Origin of the sequence: Pseudidiomarina taiwanensis, from assembly GCF_003987435.1 — a bacterium.
In the GTDB taxonomy this organism is placed as follows: domain Bacteria; phylum Pseudomonadota; class Gammaproteobacteria; order Enterobacterales; family Alteromonadaceae; genus Pseudidiomarina; species Pseudidiomarina taiwanensis.
Genome location: NZ_PIQG01000001.1, coordinates 340,769 through 364,146, shown reverse-complemented (window position 1 = coordinate 364,146; position 23,378 = coordinate 340,769). Strand labels below are relative to the sequence as shown.

28 protein-coding genes are annotated in these 23,378 nt (G+C 49.9%); 7 read left to right on the top strand and 21 right to left on the bottom strand.

Features of this window, described 5'->3' with window-relative positions; genetic code table 11:
• From CWI83_RS01735 to CWI83_RS01725, 3 genes are read right to left on the bottom strand one after another with little or no spacing between them, the layout of a single operon-like run.
• Positions 1 to 888 carry a diacylglycerol/lipid kinase family protein gene (locus tag CWI83_RS01735; RefSeq protein WP_126824871.1) on the bottom strand — a complete coding sequence of 296 codons (888 nt, stop codon included), beginning with the start codon at positions 886 to 888 and terminating at the stop codon, positions 1 to 3.
• A gap of 1 nt (position 889) precedes the next feature.
• Entirely contained in the window at positions 890 to 1,651 is a 762-nt protein-coding gene (locus tag CWI83_RS01730; RefSeq protein WP_126824868.1) for a methyltransferase domain-containing protein, read from the bottom strand.
• Positions 1,648 to 2,403, bottom strand: a complete 756-nt coding sequence (locus CWI83_RS01725) for a Nif3-like dinuclear metal center hexameric protein (protein WP_126824865.1) — start codon at positions 2,401 to 2,403, stop codon at positions 1,648 to 1,650. The genes CWI83_RS01730 and CWI83_RS01725 overlap by 4 nt, the downstream gene beginning before the upstream one ends.
• Before the next feature lie 119 nt (positions 2,404 to 2,522).
• Between CWI83_RS01725 and CWI83_RS01720 the strand changes: the two genes are divergently transcribed.
• Positions 2,523 to 2,888, top strand: a complete 366-nt coding sequence (locus tag CWI83_RS01720; protein WP_126824862.1) for a hypothetical protein — start codon at positions 2,523 to 2,525, stop codon at positions 2,886 to 2,888.
• Between the two features lie 67 nt (positions 2,889 to 2,955).
• Here CWI83_RS01720 and CWI83_RS01715 read toward each other — a convergent pair whose 3' ends face one another.
• From CWI83_RS01715 to CWI83_RS01670, 10 genes are read right to left on the bottom strand one after another with little or no spacing between them, the layout of a single operon-like run.
• Positions 2,956 to 3,480 (bottom strand): DUF3833 domain-containing protein, encoded by a 525-nt coding sequence (locus tag CWI83_RS01715; protein ID WP_126824859.1) that lies wholly within the window; start codon positions 3,478 to 3,480, stop codon positions 2,956 to 2,958.
• Positions 3,477 to 4,007 (bottom strand): chalcone isomerase family protein, encoded by a 531-nt coding sequence (locus tag CWI83_RS01710; RefSeq protein ID WP_126824856.1) that lies wholly within the window; start codon positions 4,005 to 4,007, stop codon positions 3,477 to 3,479. The genes CWI83_RS01715 and CWI83_RS01710 overlap by 4 nt, the downstream gene beginning before the upstream one ends.
• On the bottom strand, positions 3,979 to 4,539 hold the full coding sequence (locus CWI83_RS01705) for a DUF2878 domain-containing protein (protein ID WP_126824853.1): 561 nt from the start codon (positions 4,537 to 4,539) through the stop codon (positions 3,979 to 3,981). Before CWI83_RS01705 ends, CWI83_RS01710 begins: the two co-directional genes overlap by 29 nt.
• Positions 4,530 to 5,768 (bottom strand): SAM-dependent methyltransferase, encoded by a 1,239-nt coding sequence (locus CWI83_RS01700; RefSeq protein WP_126824851.1) that lies wholly within the window; start codon positions 5,766 to 5,768, stop codon positions 4,530 to 4,532. The genes CWI83_RS01705 and CWI83_RS01700 overlap by 10 nt, the downstream gene beginning before the upstream one ends.
• Positions 5,761 to 6,519: a DUF1365 domain-containing protein gene (locus CWI83_RS01695; RefSeq protein WP_338053317.1), complete on the bottom strand. Its 759-nt coding sequence runs from the start codon at positions 6,517 to 6,519 to the stop codon at positions 5,761 to 5,763. The genes CWI83_RS01700 and CWI83_RS01695 overlap by 8 nt, the downstream gene beginning before the upstream one ends.
• Positions 6,509 to 7,798, bottom strand: coding sequence for an NAD(P)/FAD-dependent oxidoreductase (locus tag CWI83_RS01690; RefSeq protein ID WP_126824848.1), 1,290 nt, complete (start codon positions 7,796 to 7,798; stop codon positions 6,509 to 6,511). Before CWI83_RS01690 ends, CWI83_RS01695 begins: the two co-directional genes overlap by 11 nt.
• A 9-nt stretch (positions 7,799 to 7,807) precedes the next feature.
• Positions 7,808 to 8,527, bottom strand: a complete 720-nt coding sequence (locus CWI83_RS01685; RefSeq protein ID WP_126824845.1) for an SDR family NAD(P)-dependent oxidoreductase — start codon at positions 8,525 to 8,527, stop codon at positions 7,808 to 7,810.
• Positions 8,524 to 8,970, bottom strand: coding sequence for a nuclear transport factor 2 family protein (locus tag CWI83_RS01680; RefSeq protein ID WP_126824842.1), 447 nt, complete (start codon positions 8,968 to 8,970; stop codon positions 8,524 to 8,526). The genes CWI83_RS01685 and CWI83_RS01680 overlap by 4 nt, the downstream gene beginning before the upstream one ends.
• Before the next feature lie 33 nt (positions 8,971 to 9,003).
• Positions 9,004 to 10,410, bottom strand: coding sequence for a cryptochrome/photolyase family protein (locus CWI83_RS01675; RefSeq protein WP_126824840.1), 1,407 nt, complete (start codon positions 10,408 to 10,410; stop codon positions 9,004 to 9,006).
• Positions 10,407 to 11,090, bottom strand: coding sequence for a 2-thiouracil desulfurase family protein (locus CWI83_RS01670; protein ID WP_126824838.1), 684 nt, complete (start codon positions 11,088 to 11,090; stop codon positions 10,407 to 10,409). The genes CWI83_RS01675 and CWI83_RS01670 overlap by 4 nt, the downstream gene beginning before the upstream one ends.
• Positions 11,091 to 11,218: 128 nt before the next feature.
• Here CWI83_RS01670 and CWI83_RS01665 point away from each other — a divergent pair, with 128 nt between their 5' ends.
• The 3 genes from CWI83_RS01665 to CWI83_RS01655 all read left to right on the top strand — a co-directional run bounded on the left by CWI83_RS01665 (position 11,219) and on the right by CWI83_RS01655 (position 13,194).
• The gene (locus tag CWI83_RS01665) at positions 11,219 to 11,824 is read left to right on the top strand and encodes an LON peptidase substrate-binding domain-containing protein (RefSeq protein WP_126824835.1); all 606 of its coding nucleotides are present in this window, start codon (positions 11,219 to 11,221) and stop codon (positions 11,822 to 11,824) included.
• 118 nt (positions 11,825 to 11,942) lie between these two features.
• Positions 11,943 to 12,524, top strand: a complete 582-nt coding sequence (locus tag CWI83_RS01660) for a sigma-70 family RNA polymerase sigma factor (RefSeq protein ID WP_241969847.1) — start codon at positions 11,943 to 11,945, stop codon at positions 12,522 to 12,524.
• A complete protein-coding gene (locus CWI83_RS01655; RefSeq protein WP_126824829.1) occupies positions 12,517 to 13,194 on the top strand; it encodes a ChrR family anti-sigma-E factor in 678 nt (225 codons plus the stop codon). The genes CWI83_RS01660 and CWI83_RS01655 overlap by 8 nt, the downstream gene beginning before the upstream one ends.
• Positions 13,195 to 13,250: 56 nt before the next feature.
• Here the strand turns inward: CWI83_RS01655 and CWI83_RS01650 are convergent, their stop codons facing one another.
• The 7 genes from CWI83_RS01650 to thrS form a co-directional block, all read right to left on the bottom strand.
• Complete coding sequence (locus CWI83_RS01650; protein ID WP_126824826.1) at positions 13,251 to 13,550, bottom strand: integration host factor subunit alpha; 300 nt, start codon at positions 13,548 to 13,550, stop codon at positions 13,251 to 13,253.
• A 5-nt stretch (positions 13,551 to 13,555) separates the two neighbouring features.
• Positions 13,556 to 15,943 carry a phenylalanine--tRNA ligase subunit beta gene (pheT, locus tag CWI83_RS01645; protein WP_126824824.1) on the bottom strand — a complete coding sequence of 796 codons (2,388 nt, stop codon included), beginning with the start codon at positions 15,941 to 15,943 and terminating at the stop codon, positions 13,556 to 13,558.
• Positions 15,944 to 15,958: 15 nt separating this feature from the next.
• Positions 15,959 to 16,939: a phenylalanine--tRNA ligase subunit alpha gene (gene pheS, locus CWI83_RS01640; protein ID WP_126824821.1), complete on the bottom strand. Its 981-nt coding sequence runs from the start codon at positions 16,937 to 16,939 to the stop codon at positions 15,959 to 15,961.
• A 105-nt stretch (positions 16,940 to 17,044) separates the two neighbouring features.
• Positions 17,045 to 17,398: a 50S ribosomal protein L20 gene (gene rplT, locus CWI83_RS01635; protein ID WP_126824818.1), complete on the bottom strand. Its 354-nt coding sequence runs from the start codon at positions 17,396 to 17,398 to the stop codon at positions 17,045 to 17,047.
• Between the two features lie 15 nt (positions 17,399 to 17,413).
• Complete coding sequence (gene rpmI / locus CWI83_RS01630; protein ID WP_126824815.1) at positions 17,414 to 17,611, bottom strand: 50S ribosomal protein L35; 198 nt, start codon at positions 17,609 to 17,611, stop codon at positions 17,414 to 17,416.
• Between the two features lie 76 nt (positions 17,612 to 17,687).
• Positions 17,688 to 18,230 (bottom strand): translation initiation factor IF-3, encoded by a 543-nt coding sequence (gene infC, locus CWI83_RS01625; protein WP_126824812.1) that lies wholly within the window; start codon positions 18,228 to 18,230, stop codon positions 17,688 to 17,690.
• 19 nt (positions 18,231 to 18,249) lie between these two features.
• A complete protein-coding gene (thrS, locus tag CWI83_RS01620) occupies positions 18,250 to 20,166 on the bottom strand; it encodes a threonine--tRNA ligase (protein ID WP_126824809.1) in 1,917 nt (638 codons plus the stop codon).
• Positions 20,167 to 20,285: 119 nt separating this feature from the next.
• Between thrS and CWI83_RS01615 the strand changes: the two genes are divergently transcribed.
• Entirely contained in the window at positions 20,286 to 21,170 is an 885-nt protein-coding gene (locus CWI83_RS01615) for a DMT family transporter (RefSeq protein ID WP_126824806.1), read from the top strand.
• An 18-nt stretch (positions 21,171 to 21,188) separates the two neighbouring features.
• Here CWI83_RS01615 and CWI83_RS01610 read toward each other — a convergent pair whose 3' ends face one another.
• Positions 21,189 to 21,803, bottom strand: a complete 615-nt coding sequence (locus CWI83_RS01610) for a riboflavin synthase subunit alpha (protein WP_126824805.1) — start codon at positions 21,801 to 21,803, stop codon at positions 21,189 to 21,191.
• Between the two features lie 32 nt (positions 21,804 to 21,835).
• Here CWI83_RS01610 and CWI83_RS01605 point away from each other — a divergent pair, with 32 nt between their 5' ends.
• Together CWI83_RS01605 and CWI83_RS01600 are read left to right on the top strand one after the other, a co-directional pair.
• Entirely contained in the window at positions 21,836 to 22,903 is a 1,068-nt protein-coding gene (locus CWI83_RS01605) for a DUF3080 family protein (RefSeq protein WP_126824802.1), read from the top strand.
• Positions 22,904 to 22,977: 74 nt separating this feature from the next.
• Positions 22,978 to 23,376 carry a DUF6746 family protein gene (locus CWI83_RS01600; RefSeq protein ID WP_126824799.1) on the top strand — a complete coding sequence of 133 codons (399 nt, stop codon included), beginning with the start codon at positions 22,978 to 22,980 and terminating at the stop codon, positions 23,374 to 23,376.
• Positions 23,377 to 23,378 lie beyond the last annotated feature (2 nt).

Sequence of the window (23,378 nt, the reverse complement as noted above, 5' to 3'; positions counted from 1 at the left end):
CTAAGTTAAATGATGAGAAGACCTGGGTACTGCAACAGTCAAGGCCTGCGGCTCAATCGTGACCGTCACTGGGCCAAGCATGCGCGCATCACCATCAAGCTCAATGGCGACATCACTCGTGCCCACTTCAATCGTGGTAATATCTGACAATTCTAAATAAGGTGTTGCTTGACCACGCAATATTGCAATAAATGCGCCCAGCAATTTGCCATCTGGGTGCGCGGGCACCAATAAATAGCGCCCTAAACTGCGCTGGCGTTTCGCCTCAGGGTTAACGGCAATACCGCCGCCAATAAATCGGCTCACCGCGACAATCTGCGCGTAAACGGTCTGTCCGGCAACTTGCCACGAGCTGCGCTTACGTTTCGGCATCAGCAAATACAGTAACAAGGCAACGGTATAACTCAACTTACCAAAAAGCTTCTTAAATGGGCCCTTTTGTAAGCGCATTAAATCGACCGTAAGACCCGCGCCAAGATGGTTCACAAAGCAATAATCATTCGCTCGCCCTATCGCGACCTTTAATTGTTCGACAGCTGGCGGCATCTGCCCAACTGGTGCCAGCAACCAGTAAGAATCTTCAATCCCGAGATCGCGGGCAAAATCGTTCCCCGTCCCGGCCGGAATCACCCAAACCGATACGTCTGTTTGCGCAAAAACTTCTGCGACAATATTAATCGAGCCATCGCCACCGACCACATACACCCGAGAAACCTGCTCGCGCAAGGCACTCAAGCGCTCAATATCAGTATGGCGCTCATTGGCACTGCCAATCACGGTAAGCTGTTTAAGCCAGCGCTGACAGAGTAAAAAAGCCTTATATTCACGCATTAGTTTGCGCGCTTTTCGGTGTTGGCTTTGATAATAGATAACGACGTGTTCTGACATGCTATGGCTTCCGCATAAGCCAATGTTGGTAACGACCTAATTCACGATAAGGAGATTGTTGATTGTAGGCAAGCTCTAACTCGAGTAGCTGCGGCATTTGTTCGGCAGGCGGCGGCGTTTTTAAATAATCATAAAAACAACGCACCCCAGTCTGTTGCTCAATGACTAAACCTTCTGCTTGTATCCAACTCTCAACCTCAGCGGGTGCGAGCGGTTGCTGTGGGCTTAAGCGCACGCGTTTTTTAACCTGTAGGTCATTTTGCACATAATCAAAGTTGCCATACAAAATATTCGCCAAGCGCTTGGCATCACGGTTATAGAACATCAGCGAAATACGCCCCTGCGGCTTGGTTAATTGCGTCAGTTGCGCAATCGCTTCATGCGGTTTAGCAAGCCACTCGAGCACCGCATGACAAAGCACTAAATCATACTGCTGCGGCTCACACGCTAACTCCTGCAAACTTGCAAGACGGTATCGATACTGGCTCGCCAACCCGGCTTCCCGATGGCGCTGTTGTGCCTGCTCTAGCATCGGCTCTGCAACATCGCTATGGGTAATGCTGTGCCCTGCTTTGGCAAACAGTTCACTGATTTGGCCAAGCCCAGCTCCCACATCGAGAATATTCAGCTGCGTCTCACTGCGCGCAAGAGAACTCAGATCGCGCTTTAACACCGCCAAGCGCAGCTGACCTTTAGGCGTGCCATAAATATTGCGATTAAACTTGCCGGCAATATCGGCGAAGCTTTGGTCGTTTTTGCTCATGCAGGGTTGTCGATATCAATAAATTGATGCTCGAGCCCAAAGCGCTCCGCTAAATGCTCGCCCAGAGCGCGAATACCGTAACGTTCGGTGGCATGATGCCCCGCCGCAATAAAATTAATGCCAAGTTCACGGGCACTATGAATGGTTTGCTCAGAGACTTCACCGGTAATGAAGAGATCCGCTCCAGCTGCCGCGGCTGCATCAATAAAACCTTGGCCACCACCTGTGCACCAAGCGACTGTGCAGATGTTATCGTGCACCGCCTCCACGCAAACCATGCTGCGCTGTAATTGCTGTTCGAGGATATTCACCAGTGCCGCAAGACTTACAGGTGTGTCAAACTGGCCTTGCATCACCACCCCAGTTGGCGCGATGGATTCGACTGCTTGGCACTCAGTAAAGCCAAGTAAACGCCCTAGTTGCGCGTTGTTGCCCACCTCTGGATGCACGTCTATGGGTAAATGGTAGCCAAATAAATTGATATCATGCTGCAGTAACGTGGCGATGCGCTGCTTTTTCATGCCGGTAATCACAGCTGGCTCGTTCTTCCAAAAATAACCGTGATGCACCAGTATCGCATCCGCTTGCGCTTGCACTGCGGCATCGAGCAGTCGTTGCGATGCCGTAACCCCGGTGACAATACGCTTAATATCGGTGCGCCCTTCGACCTGCAAGCCATTGGGGCTGTAGTCTGAGATTTGACTGGTGGCGAGATAATCTGCCAAATACTGCTCGAGTTGTTGTCGTTGCATAGCTCTAACTCTTACCTTAAACAATCAATTTGGTGCGATATTGGACAACCTGACCAAAAAACGGTATAAAAAAACCGCTAACTTTCAGAAAAAACCTAAAAACTCATAGGATATAACGCATGAGCAAACTTGATAAAGAGCAGGTTGTTGCTGATTTCACAGCAGCTTATCAGCAAGCGCACGGTAAACAACCTAAAATTGAAGCGAAAAGCGGTTGGTACAGCGTAGATGGTGGCAAAAACATGCGTCTCGCGCAACTCGCAGAAGAAGCCGAAGCGCTTAAAGGTGCGGCTAAGCCTGCGAAAGCTGCGGCGAAAGCTGACGCACCGAAGCCAGCTGCTGAAAAGAAAGCTCCTGCGAAAAAAGCTGCCGCGAAAAAATCTACTGCTAAATCAGGCGGTGGTTTAACCGCAAAAGAACTCTGGCAGAAGAAACTTGAAGAGCATGCGACCCTGTCTCGCCTGCCACGTGGTTACGACAACTAATTTGACTGTTAAAACAGTGTAGAAACAAAAAAGCGAGCATTAAGCTCGCTTTTTTATTGCAGTGCGGTTACTTCTTGCCGATATACAGGGTAATTTCACCAACCGGCAGGCCAAACTTACGCATTTGCGTGCGGTTAATCATATTGTTCTCATCGACTAAGTAGAGCCAATCATCGAGGGTTACCGCAAGCGGCTCACCATCAACTTCGATATTCAGCACGTACTCCCAGTTTAAGACATACCCTGAGACTTCCCCTTTAGCTACCCCCTCAACGTCTGAGGCTCGGCCTTCGTAACGATTTGGCCCGGTTTTGGTGATGTACCAAATACGTTCTTGGGTTTTGCCGTCGGCATAGTAGAACTGCTCATCGAGGACCCCTTCGTTGCCTTCCCAGGTGCCGATCATGTCGACCCGAAAGCGCTGAATCACTTCACCTGAATAATCTTCGACCATGCCATAGGCAACAAGCTCGCCATTGAAAAACTCTTCTAGTTTAAGCGTAGGGCCTTGGCCAGTATAACGATCTAAGCCGCTCGAACAGCCCACCAATAAGGCCGTACTCAGCAACACTAACAACAGATATTTTTTCATCGCGGTTCCTCGCCTATTAATGCGTTACGCTCATCTTTAAAGCGGCTTTTCTCAGACAGCCAAATGGCCAAGAAATCGTTGGTAAATTCGACTGCGTCAATTGAGCCGAGCAACCCCTCGGCGTTATAGAAATTGGCATGGCCTTGGGCATCTTCAATCAATACCAAGCAATCGCCCTTTTGGACGTCAGGCCACATCCCTGCAAGCTCAGTGAGCCATTGTTGATGCCGCTCGCTGCGAAAGCCAAGGCGTTGCCACTCTTCATCGGTGCTTTCAACTAAATCTGCACTACTGATTTCGCGCAGATAATCCAGTTTCAATGCGCGTTGCGAGGCGTTGCCATAGCGCCCCGTATCGGTACGCAGCTCAGCATCATATATATCCCAGAACAGCACCGATAAACGGGTCGCTCCAACTGGAGTGAGCTCTTGATAGGATTCAGTCGCACACTGATTCGCGTGCGCTTGCGGGCTTACACTCGCGACGAGTGCAACCAAACTAAGGATTTGGACTAGGCTCCGGTTCATGCACTGGCTCTCCAACTTTAACAACAAGTTTTGCAAAGATAACCATATATACGGCCCAAAGCGCTGCATAGATTACCCACAACTGCCAAACAGGTGCCAACAGCTCCGCCGCCTGCATTTCAACGCCAACAGCATAGGTCACGGGACCAAAGCCAAGACCAAGCAGTGCCGCTAGCCATGGGCGACCACCGAAGCCATCTAAAGTGGTGAGGCACATCAGCACAAAGCCAACCCAGAGCACCACCAGCCACAGCGGCATGACGCCGCCATCAAAGCGGATAATCCCCAGCCCGACCACAGTTAATTCAAGGGCCAAGCCAAGCACAAACAATAGTGTCGCTATCGGCCAAAAACGGCGTTGCGCAAAGGTCCCGAAATATGCCGCAACCACGCATTGGGCTGCAACCATTGCGGTACTAAACAGCAACCAGTCGTTGCGCCCAAAAACTGCCGCAAACCAAACGAAATCGAACCAAAATAGCCCAAATAGCCGGCGTAAGTTGGTTCGATTAAGCCATTTCGTTAGCGGCATTGCGGTTTGGTCGCTACCAATTGTACTGCTGAAACGCTGCGCTCAAGGAAACCGCCTTCGCAATAACACATATAGTAATTCCAGAGCCGACCAAAGCGATCATCGTAGCCGTGCTGTTGCAGTTGCGGATGAGCTTGATTGAAGTTATGCCGCCAATCGCGCAAGGTTTTTGCATAATCAAAACCAATGTCTGATACTTCGCGAACCACCATGTCGGTGTAGCGGGTATACATTTCTGACATCATCTGAATCGATGGCAAAAAGCCACCTGGGAAGATATGTTTTTGAATAAAATCAACCGAATATGCGTACTTCTGCATGCGCTGGTCGGCGATCGTAATCGCTTGTAATGCCATTTTACCATTTGGTTTCAGCAACCGGCTGCAGGTATGGAAAAAGGTGCTCATGTATTTGCGACCGACCGCTTCGATCATTTCCACCGACACCAACTTGTCATATTGCCCTTCAAGATCACGATAATCTTTTTTCAGCAAGGTCACCTGCTCGGTGAGATTTTCGCGCTTAAGCAGCTCTTCAACATACGCGTGCTGCTCTTCAGAAATCGTTGTGGTGGTCACGCGGCAACCATAATGCTTCGCCGCATAAACTGCTAACCCGCCCCAACCGGTTCCGATTTCAACTAAATGATCCGTTGGTTGCAGATCGAGAGAATCCAGCAGGCGTTTGATTTTATGCTCTTGTGCCTCTTCCAGGCTGGCATTAGCGTGTGGGTAGACCGCACTTGAGTATTGCATCCGCGGGTCTAAAAACGCCTTGTATAAGTCATTACCGAGATCGTAATGCGCTGAAATATTTTCTTTGGCTTGTTTTTTCGAGTTGCTACGACGCCAGTGCTGGAATTTCTGCCATGGCAACATTACCCAACTGAGCTTAGCTTCGAACTTGTCCAAAGTCTCAAGGTTACGGGCAAACACTTGGATGACCGCAGTCAAATCTGGCGTGGTCCAGGCGCCATCGACAAACAGTTCGCCTGCTCCGATACTGCCGCCGAACAATAAGCGCTTATAAAAGTCGCTCCGCAACACATTGATTTCAGCTTTCAAAAAGCCATTTGCTTGGCCGAAATTAGCCACTTCTTGGCCATTCTCATGGATGACCAATTGGCCATACTCAATATGCTTCAAAACCGACAAGACAATAGTGCGCGAGAGTTTGTTAAGACCTGTCATTGTCTGCTCTGCCGTCATTACCGTTTCACCATCAATCATGTGAAGTCCCATTTTTCATTTTATCTGGATGATCATAGATCGGTGTTCGTTTAATCCATAAGCGTAATGCATGCCAATGAATCGCCACCAAAGTGGTCAGTGTATTCACCGGATATCTGAGCAATACGCGTAAAATACTATTCGAGTTCAGTTCGACCCGCTTTAAACGCATGCTGGCAATAAATTCACGCTCACCACGACGCGCCTCAAGATAAATTAAACTACTGTGGTTAGGCTGATTCAAAGGTGGCTTTAAACGCCACTTATACTCCATTTCGACCGGGTTAAACGGCGACACATGAAACGCTTTAGGATGCTCAAGTGGCCCGTTTAAATCGACTAAATAATAATGCCGTTCGTTCCACGGTGTATTGCTTACCTCCGCTAACATATAGCGATACTCACCTTCCGTCTGCTCAATGAAGTAACAATTAATTGGACTGAAATACAGACCAAAGGTTCGCAAATTGCCAAGGAAGTACACCCGTCCCGTTATCGGCTCTGCCGCCAGTTCGCTGGCTTTTGCCAGCACTGCATCACTCAGGCTGCCGTCACTGCCTCGCAGATAATCACTGCGTTTGAACCACAAGGGTGCAAAGCCTTTGGTCGAAAACAAGCGGCTCTGCTGATGAGTTTGCTCAAGCTCATCAAGGGCAAGCCACCACTGGGCGGTGGGATAACTAAACTGATGGCGCGTGGGTTTCACGCGCTCATGGAAAATCGTACCTTTTAGGATCGCGCTACGCAGCATCGATCTCTTTACCCCAGTCTGAGCCTAACATTCGCGCGACATCAACCGCTGAGCGCACGCCGTCTTCATGGAAACCGTTATACCAATACGCGCCAGTGAAATAGGTATGATTCACCCCATTAATCTCACCGCGCTGCGCCCGCGCCTGCATTGATTCGACGCTATAAACTGGGTGCGCATAGGCATAACGACCGATAATTTCTTGTTCAGCAATTGCATCGGTATTGTTTAACGTAACACAGAAGGTGTGTGGCCCTTGAATCCCTTGCAAAATATTCATGTTATAGGTCACTGAACTAGGTCGCGTTTTGGCATCTGCACCGTGATGCAATAAATAGTTCCAAGATGCCCATGCCCGCTCGTTACGAGGCAATAGCGACGCGTCAGTGTGCAACACGACATCGTTCATTTGATACGGAATTGCGCCCAACACTTGAGTTTCATCAGCGCTTGGATCTGCAAGCAAGGCCAGCGCTTCGTCACTATGACAAGCAAAAATCACCGCATCGAAGCGCTCTGGCGCGCGGTCTTCAAATTCAATTAAAACCGGCTGCTGCTCATCTGCTTGGCGTTGGATTCGGCTGATCTTGGTTTGCAACTGAATCTTATCGGCAAAGCCACGCGTGAGCGGCTCGATATAAGCGCTCGAACCGCCAATAATAGTATGCCACTGCGGTCGGTCAGTGACATTGAGCAGGCCGTGGTTTTCGAAAAAGCGCAAGAAAAATCCAAGCGGGAATTTCTCAGTTTCAGTAAGACTCGCAGACCAAATTGCGGCCACCATAGGGAGCAGATAAAACTCCGCAACATCATCAGATACGTTCACCTGACGTAAAAACTCGCCTAAGGTGACATGGTCAAGGTTAGCGCCTGGTTTGTTCGCAGCTTTGGCCGCTTTGTTGAACTTCACGATACCGCCTAATAACCGATAAAAGCTTGGCTTAAAGAAGTTTTTCCGCTGCGCAAATAACGTATTAAAGTTGTGGCCGTTGTACTCAAGCCCTGAGCGTGGATCGCGCACACTGAAGCTCATCTCGGTATCACGCCACTGCACTCCGATTTCGCGCATCATGGCGCGAAAATAAGGATAAGTGCGGTCATTAAATACAATAAAACCGGTATCCACATTGTATTGCACGCCATCTTTCTCAAGTGGGATGGTATGGGTGTGGCCACCGATATAATCGTTCTTTTCAAACACCGTCACCTCATGGTCACGATGTAACAAATACGCACTCGTCAACCCTGAGATACCACTCCCAATTACAGCAATTTTCATTTGGAATTCCTACGCTATACGTTTTGAAATCGCAACTTGTACCCGTTGCGGCAATAAAGAAAGAAGTTTTAAAACTGTCGCAAAGACCCGAGGAAAGGCAATATCCGTGCGATTTTTCTCAATGCCGCGGCGAATCGCTTTAGAAGCATCGTCTACAGTAACCCGCATGGGCATTTCAAAGTCATTGGCATCGGTCATCGGCGTTTCAACAAAGCCAGGCGAGACGGTTTGCACTCGAATGCCCCGCTCGGCTAAATCGACCTGCAGGCTATTGGCGATATAGCTCAAAGCGGCTTTCGAGCCACCGTATGCTTGAGCTCGAGTAAAGGGGAGCAAGCGTGCTGTACTGCCAACTAATACTAAGTGGCTCCCAGCTGCTAAGTTTGGCAGTACGGCCTCGACACAGCGCATCGCGCCAAAGATATTGACCTCGAACACGCGCTCAAACAGCGCCGCTTCGAATTGCTCGACATCAAGGTATTCACAGACCCCTGCCGAGAGAATAACGATATCCAGCCCAGTTTTATCGGCCAACGCTGCCCGCGTTTGCTCCGCATTACTCACATCCAATTGGCAGGCGCTAATTCGCCCCGCACCGATTTCAACGAGTTCATCAAGGGCCTTTTGATTGCGGCCGCAAGCAATGACTTCATTGCCTAGCTTGGCGTAATCAATGGCGAGCTGTTTGCCAATCCCTGAGGTTGCGCCGGTAATGAGGATACGTTTCATGGAATCAGCCTCTGCTTGATCGATTTCACAACTTTGCCAATCACTGGAATATTCTCGTAAATCATGGCGCCCATATCATAGTAGTCACGTTGCCAACTGACCTTGCCATCTTGATATTTTAATTGGCTCACACCAGGCACTGAGATCGCCTTGCCACCTTTCATTTTGGGATGCTTAAACACCATCTCCCACACCAGAAACGCGCCGTCATCAGACTCTGTAATCTGACTGAAGGTGAAGGTGCAATGGGTCACATTTTGCATGGTATTGGCAAAGTATGAATGCAAGTTATCAAGCCCGTGCGTGACGTGAACAGGGTCAACAAATTCGACCTCGGCGGCATAAATCGCAGGCAGTGACGCAAGGCTTGCCATTGAGAAGTCTTGGTAAAACCCGACGACTTTTTGCGTTACCTCGTGTTCTATCACATGTTTCGTGTGCATAGGCCCCTCTACCCGTTTTCACCGTTTACTCTGTTATAGCGCTTTGAATTTCTCTAAAAATTGCTCGCGAGCTTGCTTATGGTCGACCATAGGCAACGGGTAATCATGATTTTGATTGGCCCGTAGCCACTCACTCGGAGCATGGATGTACTTGCTCGGACAGTTTTCTAATTCCTTGATCCAAGTACGGATATAGCGACCATCGGGATCAACCTTTTGGCTTTGCGAGGTTGGATTAAAGACCCGGAAGTACGGCACTGCATCTACTCCAGTCGAAGCACTCCACTGCCAGCCACCATTATTTGCCGGGAAACTGCCATCGATGAGGTTTTCCATAAAATAACGTTCACCCCAACGCCAATCGAGCTGTAGATCCTTAACTAGGAAACTCGCCACGATCATCCGCACCCGATTATGCATCCAGCCAGTGCTATTGAGTTGACGCATCCCCGCATCAACAATTGGGAAGCCGGTTTCACCGCGACACCAGCGAGCAAAATCCGCTTCCGCCTGTTCACCAGTGCGCCATGGAAAGGCATCCGTGTGGGCCTGAAATGCTTTGCCTTGGCTTAAACGCGGAACATGGGCCATTAGATGCTGATAAAACTCGCGCCAAGCAAGCTCGGCCAACCAAATATCCGCGCCCTGTTCCAGTCCATCAGGAAATTGCGGGCTCAGTTGCTGCAGCTTCTTTGCAGCCGTCACCACCCCAACAATCCCCAACTCAAAATACGCAGAAAGCCGCGAGGTCGTATCCAAGCCTGGCAAATCACGCTCATCGGCATAGTTAGCGACATGGTTTTCAATATAACGGTCGAGTAGAGCTAATGTCGCTACCTCGCCCACAGGCCAAGCTTCGCTCGACTTAGTCGGTAATGGGCACGCGCCAATCGCGGCAGGTGTCGCGGCTTCATTTAACTTAATCTGAGGACACTCTGGTAGGCCACTGACACGGATCTGCTCACGCCAAGCCCGATGAAACGGTGTGAATTTTTGATAAATCCCACCTTGTTTGGTTCGAATCGTCGGCGCAGCGATCAATTGGCCGTGGGTCATGTGCAGGCTAATGTGCTGCTCAGCAAGCCAGTTCTCGACTGCTCGGTCGCGCTGTTGTTCATGCAATGGATATTCTGCATTCGCGTACAGGTCGGTAATCTGATGGGTCTGACAGAAATCATTAATGACACGCGGCGCTTGATGCCAGTGGGGACACTCCAGCAGTTCAAGCTCGATATCGTGCAGTTTTAAATCGGCTTTAAACTGGGCCAGATGGCGCCACAACAAGTCTAATTTAATCGGTGCCCAATAATGCTGTTGCCACTGCTTGGGAGCAACCAGATAAAAGGCTTTTAGCGGTTTAGTGCAATTGGCGAGCGCCGCTGCGACAGCGGGATTATCGACTAAGCGTAAATCATTTCGAAACCAAATTGCTGCACTCACCGCTCTGCTCTCCTGTTATTTTGCTGGCCATCTTCAAATTGTGCTCGAAACTGCTCGCACTTGTCGATCGAGAGCGTTTCGATTTTCTTGTAGATATCGGGCAACAAACGTCGAATCTTTAATTCGGGATCACTTCCTTGAGGTAACCAAGCAAAATCACCCAAGCACAGCTCGGCATGGCCATAGACTGTCGCTTTGAGTAAAAACTGCGCCAACGCAAGTTCATCGTCGACATCATCGCTATCCAAAATAGGCATATCAGGAAATTCAGCTCGAATCACCTGAGTAAAGATGCCATCCACCAGCTCACCGGTTGCTTGTCCATCGTTTACTAATGGCGCACTGTTCACACCACAACTTGGCGAACGGCTTTTTAAAATACAGCCAGAGAGTTGCGCTAATTCGTTGCGTCGGCTTTGGCTGTAATGTTCGAGGGCTAGCGTGACGTCCTGGTTGTTGTGATGCAAACGCGCCTGATAGGCTGCTATTTCACCCGTAAGATAAATCGTCGGACGTGGCACGCCCATGCCTGCGCCAACCTCAGGACAAAAGGTGATGACTTCAAATGAATCTGCCAGTTGCTGACAATCGGCAGAGGTTTTGGCCGTGCCGTCGTAACGAACTGGCATGCCCATCAGGCACGCACTGACGCCGATTTTTAAGGTGCGCTTTTGCAACATATGCACTCCGCATAAACTTTGTGATTAATTTTTACCATATTGTCCGCAATAAATAACGATCCGAATAGCCACACCGCGCGTAATGGACATGAATTTCATTAAGTTTGCTCTTGTGGAGAAAGCGGAACATGGTCCATAGCGAACTACACGCGCCTTTATTTCCTTTGAACGCCCACGTGCTTCCGGGTGGACGCTTACGCCTGCGTATCTTCGAACCACGTTACGTGCGCATGGTCAAAGAAGCCTGTGCGGGTAAAAACCAAGGCTACATTGCGATGGCGATGCTGAACGAAGCCGGCAACCGTGAATTAAATCGTCATATTCACCCTATCGCAACCCTTGCTACCGTTATCGACTTCGAAACCCTTGATGACGGCTTGCTGGGTATTACAGTGCAAGCGGAACGCTGTGCGGTCATCAACGAAGTTCATACCGAGTCAGACGGGCTCCGAGTAGGCAGCCTGAATCCGGTAGAAAATTGGCCACAGACTCCATTATCAGCAGAAGATAAGTTTTTAGCTGAGCAACTCCAGCAAGTGTATCAGAGCTACCCCGAGCTTGAAGGCAGCAAGTGTCAGCAATATTTTGATGCCGCTGATTGGGTTTGCTATCGCTGGCTTGAGCTGTTGCCAGTGCAGGCTCAGGTCAAACAGGAGTTACTGAATAGCGATTGTTGTGAGAAAACGCTCAGTTACCTGCGCCAACTAATTCAAGAAAATACTGAAAATACTTAGAAATAAGCTACACTACTGATCTTATTGTGTTGTCTATGCGTAAGTTTAATAACCGAGAGATGAGAAACGGTGATTTGCTATGCAGACAGCGATGGATACTTCGACAAGACGGAAAACTATGTCCACTGCACAGCCAGACAGTGCTGAACATGCGGCGTCCCTACTGGTTGAAATTGCAACCAATCGTAACCGCCGTGCCTTCAGCGAGCTGTTTCATCACTTTGCACCCAAGCTTCAAGCCTATGCCACACGCCAATTTGGTAATGAGCAAACGGCAATGGACTTAGTGCAAGAAACGATGACCAATGTGTGGCATAAAGCCCACTTATTTAAGCCAGACCGCGGCTCCGCAGCAACGTGGATTTTTACTATTGCGCGGAACATTCGGTTTGATTTTTTACGCAAGAATAAGCATCGCCAGTATGACTTAAGTGCTGACGATTTATGGCCAATTTTGGCAGAGCAGAACGACAGTCTCGATGACGATTACGCACTCGATGATGATCTGCTTATGCAACAGTTAGCGAACTACTGCGAGCAATTACCAGTAGCGCAAAAAACTGTGATTGAATTGATTTACGTAGAGGGTAAGTCGCAGCAGGAAGTCGCTGACGCGCTCGCTATTCCTTTAGGTACGGTTAAGTCGCGGACGCGACTGGCGTTACAGAAATTGAAAGAGTTGATACACAGCGATGATTAAATCACATCCTTCTGAACAACTACTGGTTGGATATGTGGCTGGGGAACTAACCCCGGCGATGCTTATGGTGGTTGGCACACATGTCGATATGTGCCCACATTGCCAACAGCAAGTACAAGATATCGAAGAGCAATTAGCGCAGAAAGTCATGCAAAACAGTTCACGCGTAAGCAGCCAACTGTCAATTGCTGAAGCGGACGCAATGCTCGAGCGCATCTTTAATTCACAGCAAGGCATTCAACAGCCCGTTGCACATGAGGTAAATAACCTCATCAGCTTGGATGGCAAGCGCTTTACCCTGCCACCCACCCTAGCACGCAACAGCCGTCACATCGGTGAGTGGCAGCATATGGTGAGCCATTTGTGGCGTGCGCCCGTGCAAGTAGATGAAGAGCAACCACTGAACTTGATCTATATGAGCGAAGGTGCACAAGTACCAGAGCATACCCACAAAGGCCAAGAAGCCACGGTCGTCATCAATGGCGTGTTCCATGATGAGTTCGACGAGTATCGCGATGGTGATTTCATTTTGCTCGATGGGCATCATAAGCATACCCCAGCAACGCAAGCTGAAGATTGCTTAACCTTGGCGACACTTGATGCGCCAATGCAGTTTACTTCGGGGATTAGTCGCTTGCTGAACCCGTTTAGCAGCTTATTCTTCCGCTAATAAAACTGCCTAGCAGGTTACAAAAAAGCCGCTCAAATGAGCGGCTTTTTTAATCGCTATTCGCCATCAGGTTTGGCGTTCGCAACCCGCTGTTTGAGCTTTTGCCCTGGGCGAAACGTCACCACCCGGCGCGCCGAAATAGGAATGTCTTCTCCAGTTTTCGGATTGCGCCCTGGGCGCTCATTCTTGGTTCGAAGCTCAAAGTTACCAAAGCCGGAGAGTTTTACTTCCTCGCCTTGTTCTAAGGCGCTGCGGATCTCTTCAAAAAAGTTCTCGACTAACTCTTTCGCGTCACGTCGATTCATTCCAAACTTCTCAAACAAACGCTCGGCCATATCGGCTTTGGTCAGTGCCATTTCACTTACTCCCTGAGGGTCGCGCCAAACTCGGCGATTAAAGTATCAACGACTGTTTTAACAGACGCGTTGACTTCTTGTTCTTCAAGGGTGCGCTCTGGATGCTGCAGGGTTAGCGAAAGCGCTAAACTACGTTGCCCCTCGGCTACCCCAGTCCCTTGATATACATCGAACAAGTTTAGGTCAACTAAATGATTTACGCCAATTTTTTCAATCGCAGCAAGTACTTCACCCGCCGCAATTTGCTGATCCAACACCACCGCTAAGTCACGACGAATCGATGGATACTTCGAGACCGCCGTTGCACTTGGTAACTGGCGCGTTGTAATCGCATCAAGCTCAAGTTCAAACACGAACGTACGGCCATTTAAGCCCAGCACTTTATCGAGTTTTGGATGCAAGGCGCCAACATAGCCGACCCGCTTACCGCTGCGGAAGATTGCCGCACTTTGACCCGGATGCAAGGCACTATGTTCATCGGCAACAAAACGGTACTCAGAAAGGCTTCCAGTGGCGGCAAGTAGCGCTTCCACATCCCCTTTAATATCATAAAAGTCGACCGCACGGTCTTCATCCGACCAATGCTCTTTGCGTACCTTACCGGCACGAATACCGCCGATAACCGCTTGCTGTAGCACGCCATTCTCAGCATCGTCTTGTGGCAAGAAACGTAAGCCAGTTTCGAAAAATGCCAAGCTCGGTTGTTGCCGCTTTTGGTTATACGCCACCGCATTCGCAAGCCCTGGCCATAAACTGACCCGCATTGACGACATCTCGACTGAAATCGGGTGTGGCAAGGTTAACGCTGCAATATCGTCAAACATTGCCGCTTGATGTTTCGGATCAACGAAGCTGTAGGTAATCGCTTCTTGATAGCCGCGATCGATCAATAAACTCTTCAATCGCGCAGTGTCAGTTTTGCTCTCTTGGCGCGAAATCATGCGTAATTGCGCCGCTGGAGCTGCCGCTTGAATACGGTGATAGCCATAAACTCGGGCAACTTCTTCGATCAAATCTTCTTCAATTGCGATATCAAAGCGGAACGACGGGGCAACCACATCCCAACCGCTTGCGGTGACTTCAACTGCAAAACCAAGACGGGTCAGAATCTCAGTGACCTCATCACGGGCAAACTCCATCCCGATCACTTGGTTCAAGCGCTGATGGCGCAAACTTACCTTCGCGGCTTGCGGTAAGTGCTCAGCACTCTTAGCTTCCACCACCGGGCCAGCTTCACCACCACAAATTTCGAGGAGCAACTGGGTCGCCCGCTCCATCGCTTGATGCTGAAGCTCTGAATCTACGCCACGCTCATAGCGGTGCGAGGCGTCAGTGTGCAAGCCGAAGCGACGTGCGCGTCCAGCAATCGCAGCTGGGGCAAAGAACGCCGACTCAAGGAAAACATGTTTGGTTTCCTGGGTAACACCTGAGCCTTCCCCACCGAAGATCCCGGCCATAGCCAACGGCTTTTCGCTGTCAGCAATCACCAATACATCATCGTCAAGAGTCACTTCTTCGCCATCAAGCAAGCGCAGTTTTTCACCCTGTGCGGCCATACGCACATCGATGTCACCAGTTAACTTATCTAAATCAAAAGCGTGCATCGGGTGGCCGAGTTCAAGCAGCACATAGTTAGTGATATCAACTACAGGGTCGATGCTACGAATGCCGCTACGACGCAGACGCTCTTGTAACCACAAAGGCGACGTTGCGCTGACATTCACGTTTTGAATCACGCGACCTAAATAGCGTGGACACGCCGCTGGAGCACTCAGTTTGATCTGCTTTTGCGCGTCGGTTTGCGCCGCCACAGGCTGAATCTCAAGCTCGACAACCGGTAGTCGGTTCAATACGCCCACTTCACGTGCAATACCACGAATACTCAAACAATCCGCACGGTTTGGAGTCAAATCGACATCAAGAATGTGATCGTTGAGCTCTAAATACTCACGATAATCCATACCAATTGGTGCATCACTTGGGAGTTCACTGATGCCATCATGATCATCACTCAGACCAAGCTCTGCCGCTGAACACAACATTCCGTGTGACGGCTCGCCGCGCAGTTTTGCTTTTTTAATCTTAAAATCGCCAGGTAGCACCGCGCCCACTGTTGCAACAGCAACTTTTAGCCCAGCGCGGCAGTTTGGTGCACCACAAACAATGGTCGCAGGCTCGTCAGCACCGACATTGACTTCGGTCACTTGCAACTTGTCGGCATTCGGATGCTGCCAACATTTCACTACTTCACCAACTACAACCCCTGAAAAATCTTCAGCCACTGGCTCGATGCCATCAACTTCCAAGCCGGCCATGCTCAACTGTTCAGATAGCTCAACACTGGTAAGCTTCGGATTCACCCACGAACGTAACCACTTTTCACTAAATTTCATTGCTCTACCCGATACTTAGTTGAACTGTTTCAAAAAGCGCACATCGTTCTCGAAGAACGCACGCAAATCATTTACGCCGTAGCGCAACATGGTCAAACGCTCGACCCCCATACCGAAGGCAAAGCCCGTATATTTTTCCGCATCGATACCGACCGCTTTAAGCACGTTTGGATGGACCATGCCGCAGCCGAGTACTTCAAGCCACTGACCGTCTTTGCGGCGCACGTCGACTTCTGCCGAAGGCTCGGTGAATGGGAAATACGACGGACGGAAACGCACCTCGAGCTTCTCTTCGAAGAAATTCACCAAGAAATCTTCCAAGATACCCTTCAGCTGGGTGAAGCTTACATCGGTATCGACCATCAAGCCTTCCACCTGATGGAACATCGGGGTGTGAGTTTGATCGTAGTCGTTCCGATAAACCCGACCCGGAGAAATAATCCGCAGCGGTGGCTGCTGTTGCTCCATGGTGCGAATTTGCACCCCTGAAGTCTGGGTCCGCAACATCGTTTGCGGAGTAAAATAAAAGGTATCGTGATCAGCCCGTGCCGGATGATTCGCAGGAATATTCAGCGCATCGAAATTATGGAAGTCGTCTTCGACTTCAGGGCCCTCTTCGACTTTAAAGCCTAAGTCGCCGAAAAATGCTTGGATCCGCGCAATGGTTTGCGAGACGGGGTGCAAGCCGCCAACTGCTGGGCTGCGACCAGGTAAACTGACATCGATGGTTTCAGCAGCGAGCTTTTGCGCCAATTGCGCTTGCTTCAGCTCGTCGTTGCGAGCGTTGATCAGCTGCTGAACTTTTTGCTTGGCCTCATTGATCGCCTGGCCGGCAGCAGGACGTTCGCTTGGGTCGAGTTTACCTAAGTTTTTTAACTGTTCAGTAAGACGCCCTTTCTTCCCCATATACTCAACTCGAACTTGGTCGAGTTCTTGCGGCGTGGTCGCCTCTGCAATGGCCGCTTCGGCGGCGCTTACGATGTCATTTAAATCCATGACCTTCCTCAATAATGAGCCGTGCAAATGAAAGTGCACTATCATACCCAAACTGCACAAAAAAAGGGAGCTTTACGCTCCCTTTTTCGATACTGCATCACCTGCTTAGAGAGCGCCTTTAGCTTTCTCTACCAACGCAGCAAAACCAGTTTGGTCGTGAACTGCGATGTCAGCAAGGATCTTACGATCGATTTCTACAGATGCTTTTTTCAAACCATTGATAAAGCGGCTGTATGACAAACCGTTTTGACGTGCCGCAGCGTTGATACGAACAATCCACAATTGACGGAATTGACGCTTCTTCGCGCGACGGTCACGATATGCATATTGACCTGCTTTAATAACGGCTTGTTTCGCTACGCGAAATACGCGACTACGCGCACCGTAATAACCTTTCGCCTGCTTCAGGACTTTCTTGTGACGCGCACGCGCGATCACACCACGTTTTACTCGTGCCATTTGCTGTCTCCTTCCTTAAGCGTACGGTAACATACGGGCGACTAATTGAACGTCAGACTCGTGCACCATGCTTTTCGCACGTAGGTGACGCTTCCGCTTAGAGCTCTTCTTAGTCAGGATGTGACGCAAGTGGGATTGCTTGCACTTAAAGCCGCCTGAAGCGGTTTTTTTGAAGCGCTTTGACGCGCCCTTTAGAGATTTCATTTTTGGCATGAAATATACTCCGCATTGTTAATAAAAGTGTAACAGGGTGAAGCCTTCGTAATGAAAACCTACTTGTAAACCACAGTTACTTCTTAACAGGGGCCAGAACCATAATCATCTGGCGACCCTCAGCCCGTTTTGGGAACGACTCACAAGTTGAGATGTCTTGCAGATCGGTTTTAACCCGCTCTAGCAATTCAATCCCCAACTCCTGATGCGCCATTTCTCGGCCACGGAAACGAACGGTGACTTTAGTTTTGTCACCTCCCTCCAGAAAGCGAGTCAGGTTGCGCAGTTTTACCTGATAATCGCCTTCATCAGTTCCAGGACGGAATTTAACTTCCTTAACCTGGATCTGCTTCTGGTTCTTTTTCTGCTCTTTTTGGCTTTTCGCCTTTTCGTAGAGGAATTTACCGTAATCCATCAAACGACAGACTGGTGGTTCAGCATTTGGACTAATTTCCACCAGATCAACACCCGCTTCATCGGCTGCTGAGAGAGCTTCTTGAATACTTACGACACCAATCTGATCACCTTCGACACCAATTAAGCGCACTTCATTGACGCGAATTTCATCGTTAATCCGATTCTTGTCTGCAGCTTTCTGAGTTCTTTTTCCGCCTTTAATAGGTCATTCCTCCAACAAATTAAACAATCTTGCGCGTATCGACTTCGTCTCGCAAACGCTCAATGAAAGCGTCCAGCCCTTGTACACCAAGGTCTTCACCGCGACGAGTCCGTACCGCAACGGCTCGATCTTCGACTTCTTTGTTACCGACTACGAGCAAATAAGGCACACGTTTTAAAGTGTGCTCGCGGATTTTAAAGCCTATCTTCTCATTTCTCAAGTCAGCAATGGCTCTAAAGCCAAGTTTATTCAATTCTTTTACGACATTTTTGGCATAATCAGCCTGATTATCGGTAATATTCATCACCACAACCTGAGTTGGTGCCAACCAAGTTGGGAAATAACCGGCGTATTCTTCGATTAAGATCCCCATAAAGCGCTCGAGCGATCCTAAAATCGCACGGTGGATCATCACCGGGGTATGCCGCTCATTGTCTTCACCGACATAAGTCGCACCCAGGCGTCCTGGCAAAGCGAAATCGAGTTGCACTGTGCCGCACTGCCATGCCCGACCTAAACAGTCATGCAAGGTAAATTCGATCTTCGGACCGTAGAATGCGCCCTCTCCTGGCAAGTATTCAAACTCGATGCCGTTATCGTGCAAAGCTTGCGCCAGTGCTTCTTCAGCGTGATCCCAAGTGGCATCATCGCCAAGGCGTTTTTCAGGACGGGTTGAGAGCTTCACCACGATGTTTTCAAAGCCGAAGGTCTTATACGTTTCGTACACCATCCGAATACAGCCGCTGACTTCTTCTTGCACTTGTGCATCAGTACAGAAAATATGCGCGTCGTCTTGGGTAAAGCCACGAACCCGCATTAGGCCGTGCAAGGCACCCGATGGCTCATTGCGGTGGCATGAACCAAACTCGGCCATGCGTAACGGCAAGTCACGATATGACTTTAAGCCTTGATTAAAGATCTGTACGTGACCTGGGCAGTTCATCGGCTTAATCGCGTACTCACGGCTCTCAGAGGCGGTGGTGAACATCAATTCAGAGAACTTATCCCAGTGCCCTGAACGCTCCCACAGCACGCGGTCCATCATTAATGGGCCTTTGACTTCTTGATAGCGATATTCGCGCAATTTTTCACGAACAAAACGCTCCAGCTCAAGGAAGACCGTCCAGCCGTTGTGGTGCCAGAACACCATACCTGGGGCTTCTTCTTGCCAATGGAATAAATCTTGAGTTTTACCGATTTTACGGTGGTCACGTTTTTCAGCTTCTTCTAGGCGCTGCAAATACGCCTTTAAGGCTTTCTTATCGGCCCACGCGGTGCCGTAAATACGCTGCAGCATCTTGTTATCAGAGTCACCACGCCAGTACGCCCCTGCCACTTTCATAATCTTGAAGTGTTGGCAGAAACGCATGTTCGGCACGTGCGGACCACGACACATGTCGATATATTCTTCGTGATGATAAAGACCCGGACGATCATCTTGCGAAATATTCTCGTCTAGGATTTCAACTTTATACGGCTCGTGACGGTGCACAAAAGTCTCGCGGGCTTCTTGCCAGCTAACCTTTTTCTTAATCACGTCATATTCAGTCTTGGCCAGCTCCAGCATCCGCGCTTCAAGCTCATCAAGATCTTCTTGTGAAAGCGGTTTATCAAGGTCCACGTCGTAGTAAAAACCATTATCGATCACCGGACCGATGGCCATTTTCACGCTCGGGAACATTTGCTTAATCGCATGCCCCAACAAGTGCGCACACGAGTGGCGGATAATTTCCAGGCCGTCTTCGTCTTTCGGGGTGATAATTTGCAGGTGCGCATCATCTTCGATGAGCTCGCAGGCATCGACAAGTTCACCGTTGATGCGACCGGCAACCGTGGCTTTTGCCAAACCAGGACCGATATCTTGGGCGACTTCTAGAACCGAAACAGCTTGCGGGAATTGACGTTGACTACCGTCGGGGAGCGTTACTACAGGCATGACGTTTTTCCTTTTACAGTGGTGGCACCTACCAAGTGTCACTTGTGATTCAAAATAAAGCGCTATGCTATCGTACTTAAGCCGTTGTCGCAATCGCTGGACAAGGCTAAACTAGCGCCATGGAAGCATATCTCGGTCATATCGCCGCACTGACGGCCGCGCTGTTTTGGACACTGGCAACGCTACTTTATAATCAGGCGGGCAGTTTCTTAAGCTCTGCACAACTCAACCTCGTCAAAGGGCTGGTTGCCACCCCCTTACTATTACTGGCTTTAGTGCTGAGCCAGCGGGCCTTTGCGTTTGATGGCACCCTTGCCCTTTATCTACTGCTCTTAAGCGGTGTGATCGGCATCACCATAGGCGATACCTTGTATTTTAGTGCGCTGCGGCGGGTTGGCCCCTGGCATGCCATGCTGCTGGAATATCTCGCCCCGCCCTTTGCCGCGATTCTCGCCTGGAGCTTTCTAAACGAGCGCATGAGCTTGGTCGAAGTTGCCGCTGCCAGCATTATTATCGCCGGTATCTTATTGGTATTGAGTGAGCGCAAACCTGAGCAACAACAACCGATTAAGCTCTCCGGCATTTTCGCCGGGATCGGTGCTGCGGCCTGCCAAGCCATTGGCTTAGTGCTTGCTTTCGAGGCATTAAATGATTTTGAGGCGAATCCACTCGAAGCGGCTTTTTTGCGCATCGCCGCAGGAACCGTCGCACTGACCTTGGCGCTGATACTGCTGCGTCCGAAGATGCTCAAACAAACCCGCTCGGCGCTGCGGCATACCTCACTACCATGGCTTTTATGCGCAATTGTGATGGGAACCTTTTTGGCGATCTGGCTGCAACAAACCGCCATTGCCTATATCAGCCCAGGTGTTGCGCAAACCTTGCTGGCGACTGCGCCGCTGTGGCTAATTCCGATTCAATGGTTGCGTGGCCAACCGCTGTCGCTACGCAGCATCAGCGGTGGCTTGGTCAGTTTAGCGGGGATTTCGCTCTTGTTTTGGTAAGAACTGTTTTGGTAAGAGCTATTTTGGTAGACGCGCCGCCAGAACCCGCTCAACGGTGCTGACGATGGTCATGGTTTGCTGATCGAACTCAAGGTTAATCGGCGCGCCCACTTCCAATTCGCCCAAATTCGTTAAGCGCAACGTCTCGGGAATAAGATGCAAGCTAAAGCAGTTCTCGACCACCTGACCAATGGTTAAACTCGCCCCATTGATACTGATAAAGCCCTTGCTCAACACATATTTGGCAAATTCCGCCGGGAACTCGATCCACATCGCCCAGTTATCTTCGCTTTGCTCAATTTTGCTCAGCGTCCCGGTGCAATGGATATGGCCTGAAACATGGTGACCGCCAATTTCATCGCCGACTTTCAGTGAGCGCTCAAAGTTCACCGCATCGCCCTCTTTAAGCTTACCTAGATTGGTTAAACGCAAGGTTTCATCGATCACATCAAACTCAACCGTATTCGCACCAAACTGAACCACAGTCAAACAACAGCCGTTTATAGCTATGCTTGCGCCAAGTTCAACGCCAACTAAATATTCAGGTTGAACCTTAAGGGTGATGTGGACAAAATTCTCGCGCGGGCTTAACTTGGCCACCTGCGCCTTACATTGAACAATTCCAGTAAACATAGGTTGGGTCAGCTTTTCGTTGTGGGTAAAACATGAGTGATAAGCAAGATTATAATGTAAAAAATAATCTAAAGCGATGCGCGAAGCGATGCTCTGCTACCGCGCTGCTCATCGGTGCTGTGCTGTTTACCAGTGGTTGTAGCGAGCAGCCCGCCGCCCTTGAAGTGCACGATGATTATCTCGAGCGCGTCAGCCGCGTGGTCGAGCAGCCATTGCCTGCGCCGCTACTCCCTGCGGCACAAGCCTTGCAGTACCCAGAGGTGCGGGAGCTGCAACTAGAGCTCGCGCCAGTGAAGCTGTCCTTGCTTGATAGCCTGCGCTTGGATGATTGTAGCGTCGGGCAAACCATTGCGGAACTGAATAGCTCGATGGGACGACTCAAGTCAGGCCTGCGACGCTATTACACCGATAAACTGCTCGTTAGCCAGCTACAGCAATGCGCGCTGCAGATCCAAGCCGAGAACCAAGAGCTCGCCGCCGAGCTTACCGAGCTTGCGGCACTTAAGCAGGCCCAGCAACAGCAAGCCAAACAGCTGGCATTTGCACAAGAGCCAGCGCTTCGAAATGCCTTAAGCGCGAGTCGTGAATCGCTCGATAAAGTCGATTCAGCCACGTTTGCGCCAAACTTTGATGCCCTGCAAGTTGTCTTGCAAGTCATGAGCAATCAGCCCCTACCCGAGCAAGCGCGTGTCGAAGCTGCGCTTGAGCAACTCGAGAACGATCGTTATCTCCCGGCGCTATGGCGCAGCATGCAACTGCTCAATGCCAATTTAAGTCGTGGCAATGCCCTGCTCAAGCATACCGCCGATGCGGCGCGCTGCGACAGCCCAGCCACCACGCAAACTGCCACCGTGCTGCGCACCATTTTTGCTAAATATTTTGCCCAAGCCCTGCAGCAACAAGTGGCTGGCTTTAGTCAGCAGGCGTATCAACTGGAACCGATTTTGAATGAACTTGAGCAGCATCATCAGGCCAGAGCGCTGAGCGACCATTTGTCGCAACTGCAAACGCTCAATACAGAAATCCGCGCCAATATGCGCGCTCAAGCTGAATTATGGCAGAGCTTTTTTAAAGCCTGCCGCTTTACCCCTGGCGCCTAAGGCCTCCGCCTTGTAGACGCTTAGGTCGACTTTGGTTAGAATTGTTGAGAATAATTCTCATTTGGAGTAATCACATGAAAGCATCGTTTATTTCTGCAGTAGCCCTAGCTTTAGCACTTGCCAGCGCAACCAGCATCGCCAGCGATAAAGAGTACCGCCACTTTAAAGGCGAACCTGCAAAAAACCTAAGCCAAGCCGTGCATAACTTGACCGAGTACAACGCTAAATTGCAGCAGTTACTGGCAAAAGATGAGTTAAGCGCAAGCGATATGGCCGATATTCACGAGTTAACCTACACCCTTGAAAACGCATTACAGCGCCTTGATGATGAAATCGATATGATCGAAGAGCAGCTCGAAGCCGTGCATTTAGGTTCAGAAGCCATGGACCGCGAACGCGTCAAGCTGCTTGGGCAGAGTTATCTTGATAAAATGGGCACCCTCTTAGCACCCGCTCACAAGCACAAGGATTAATG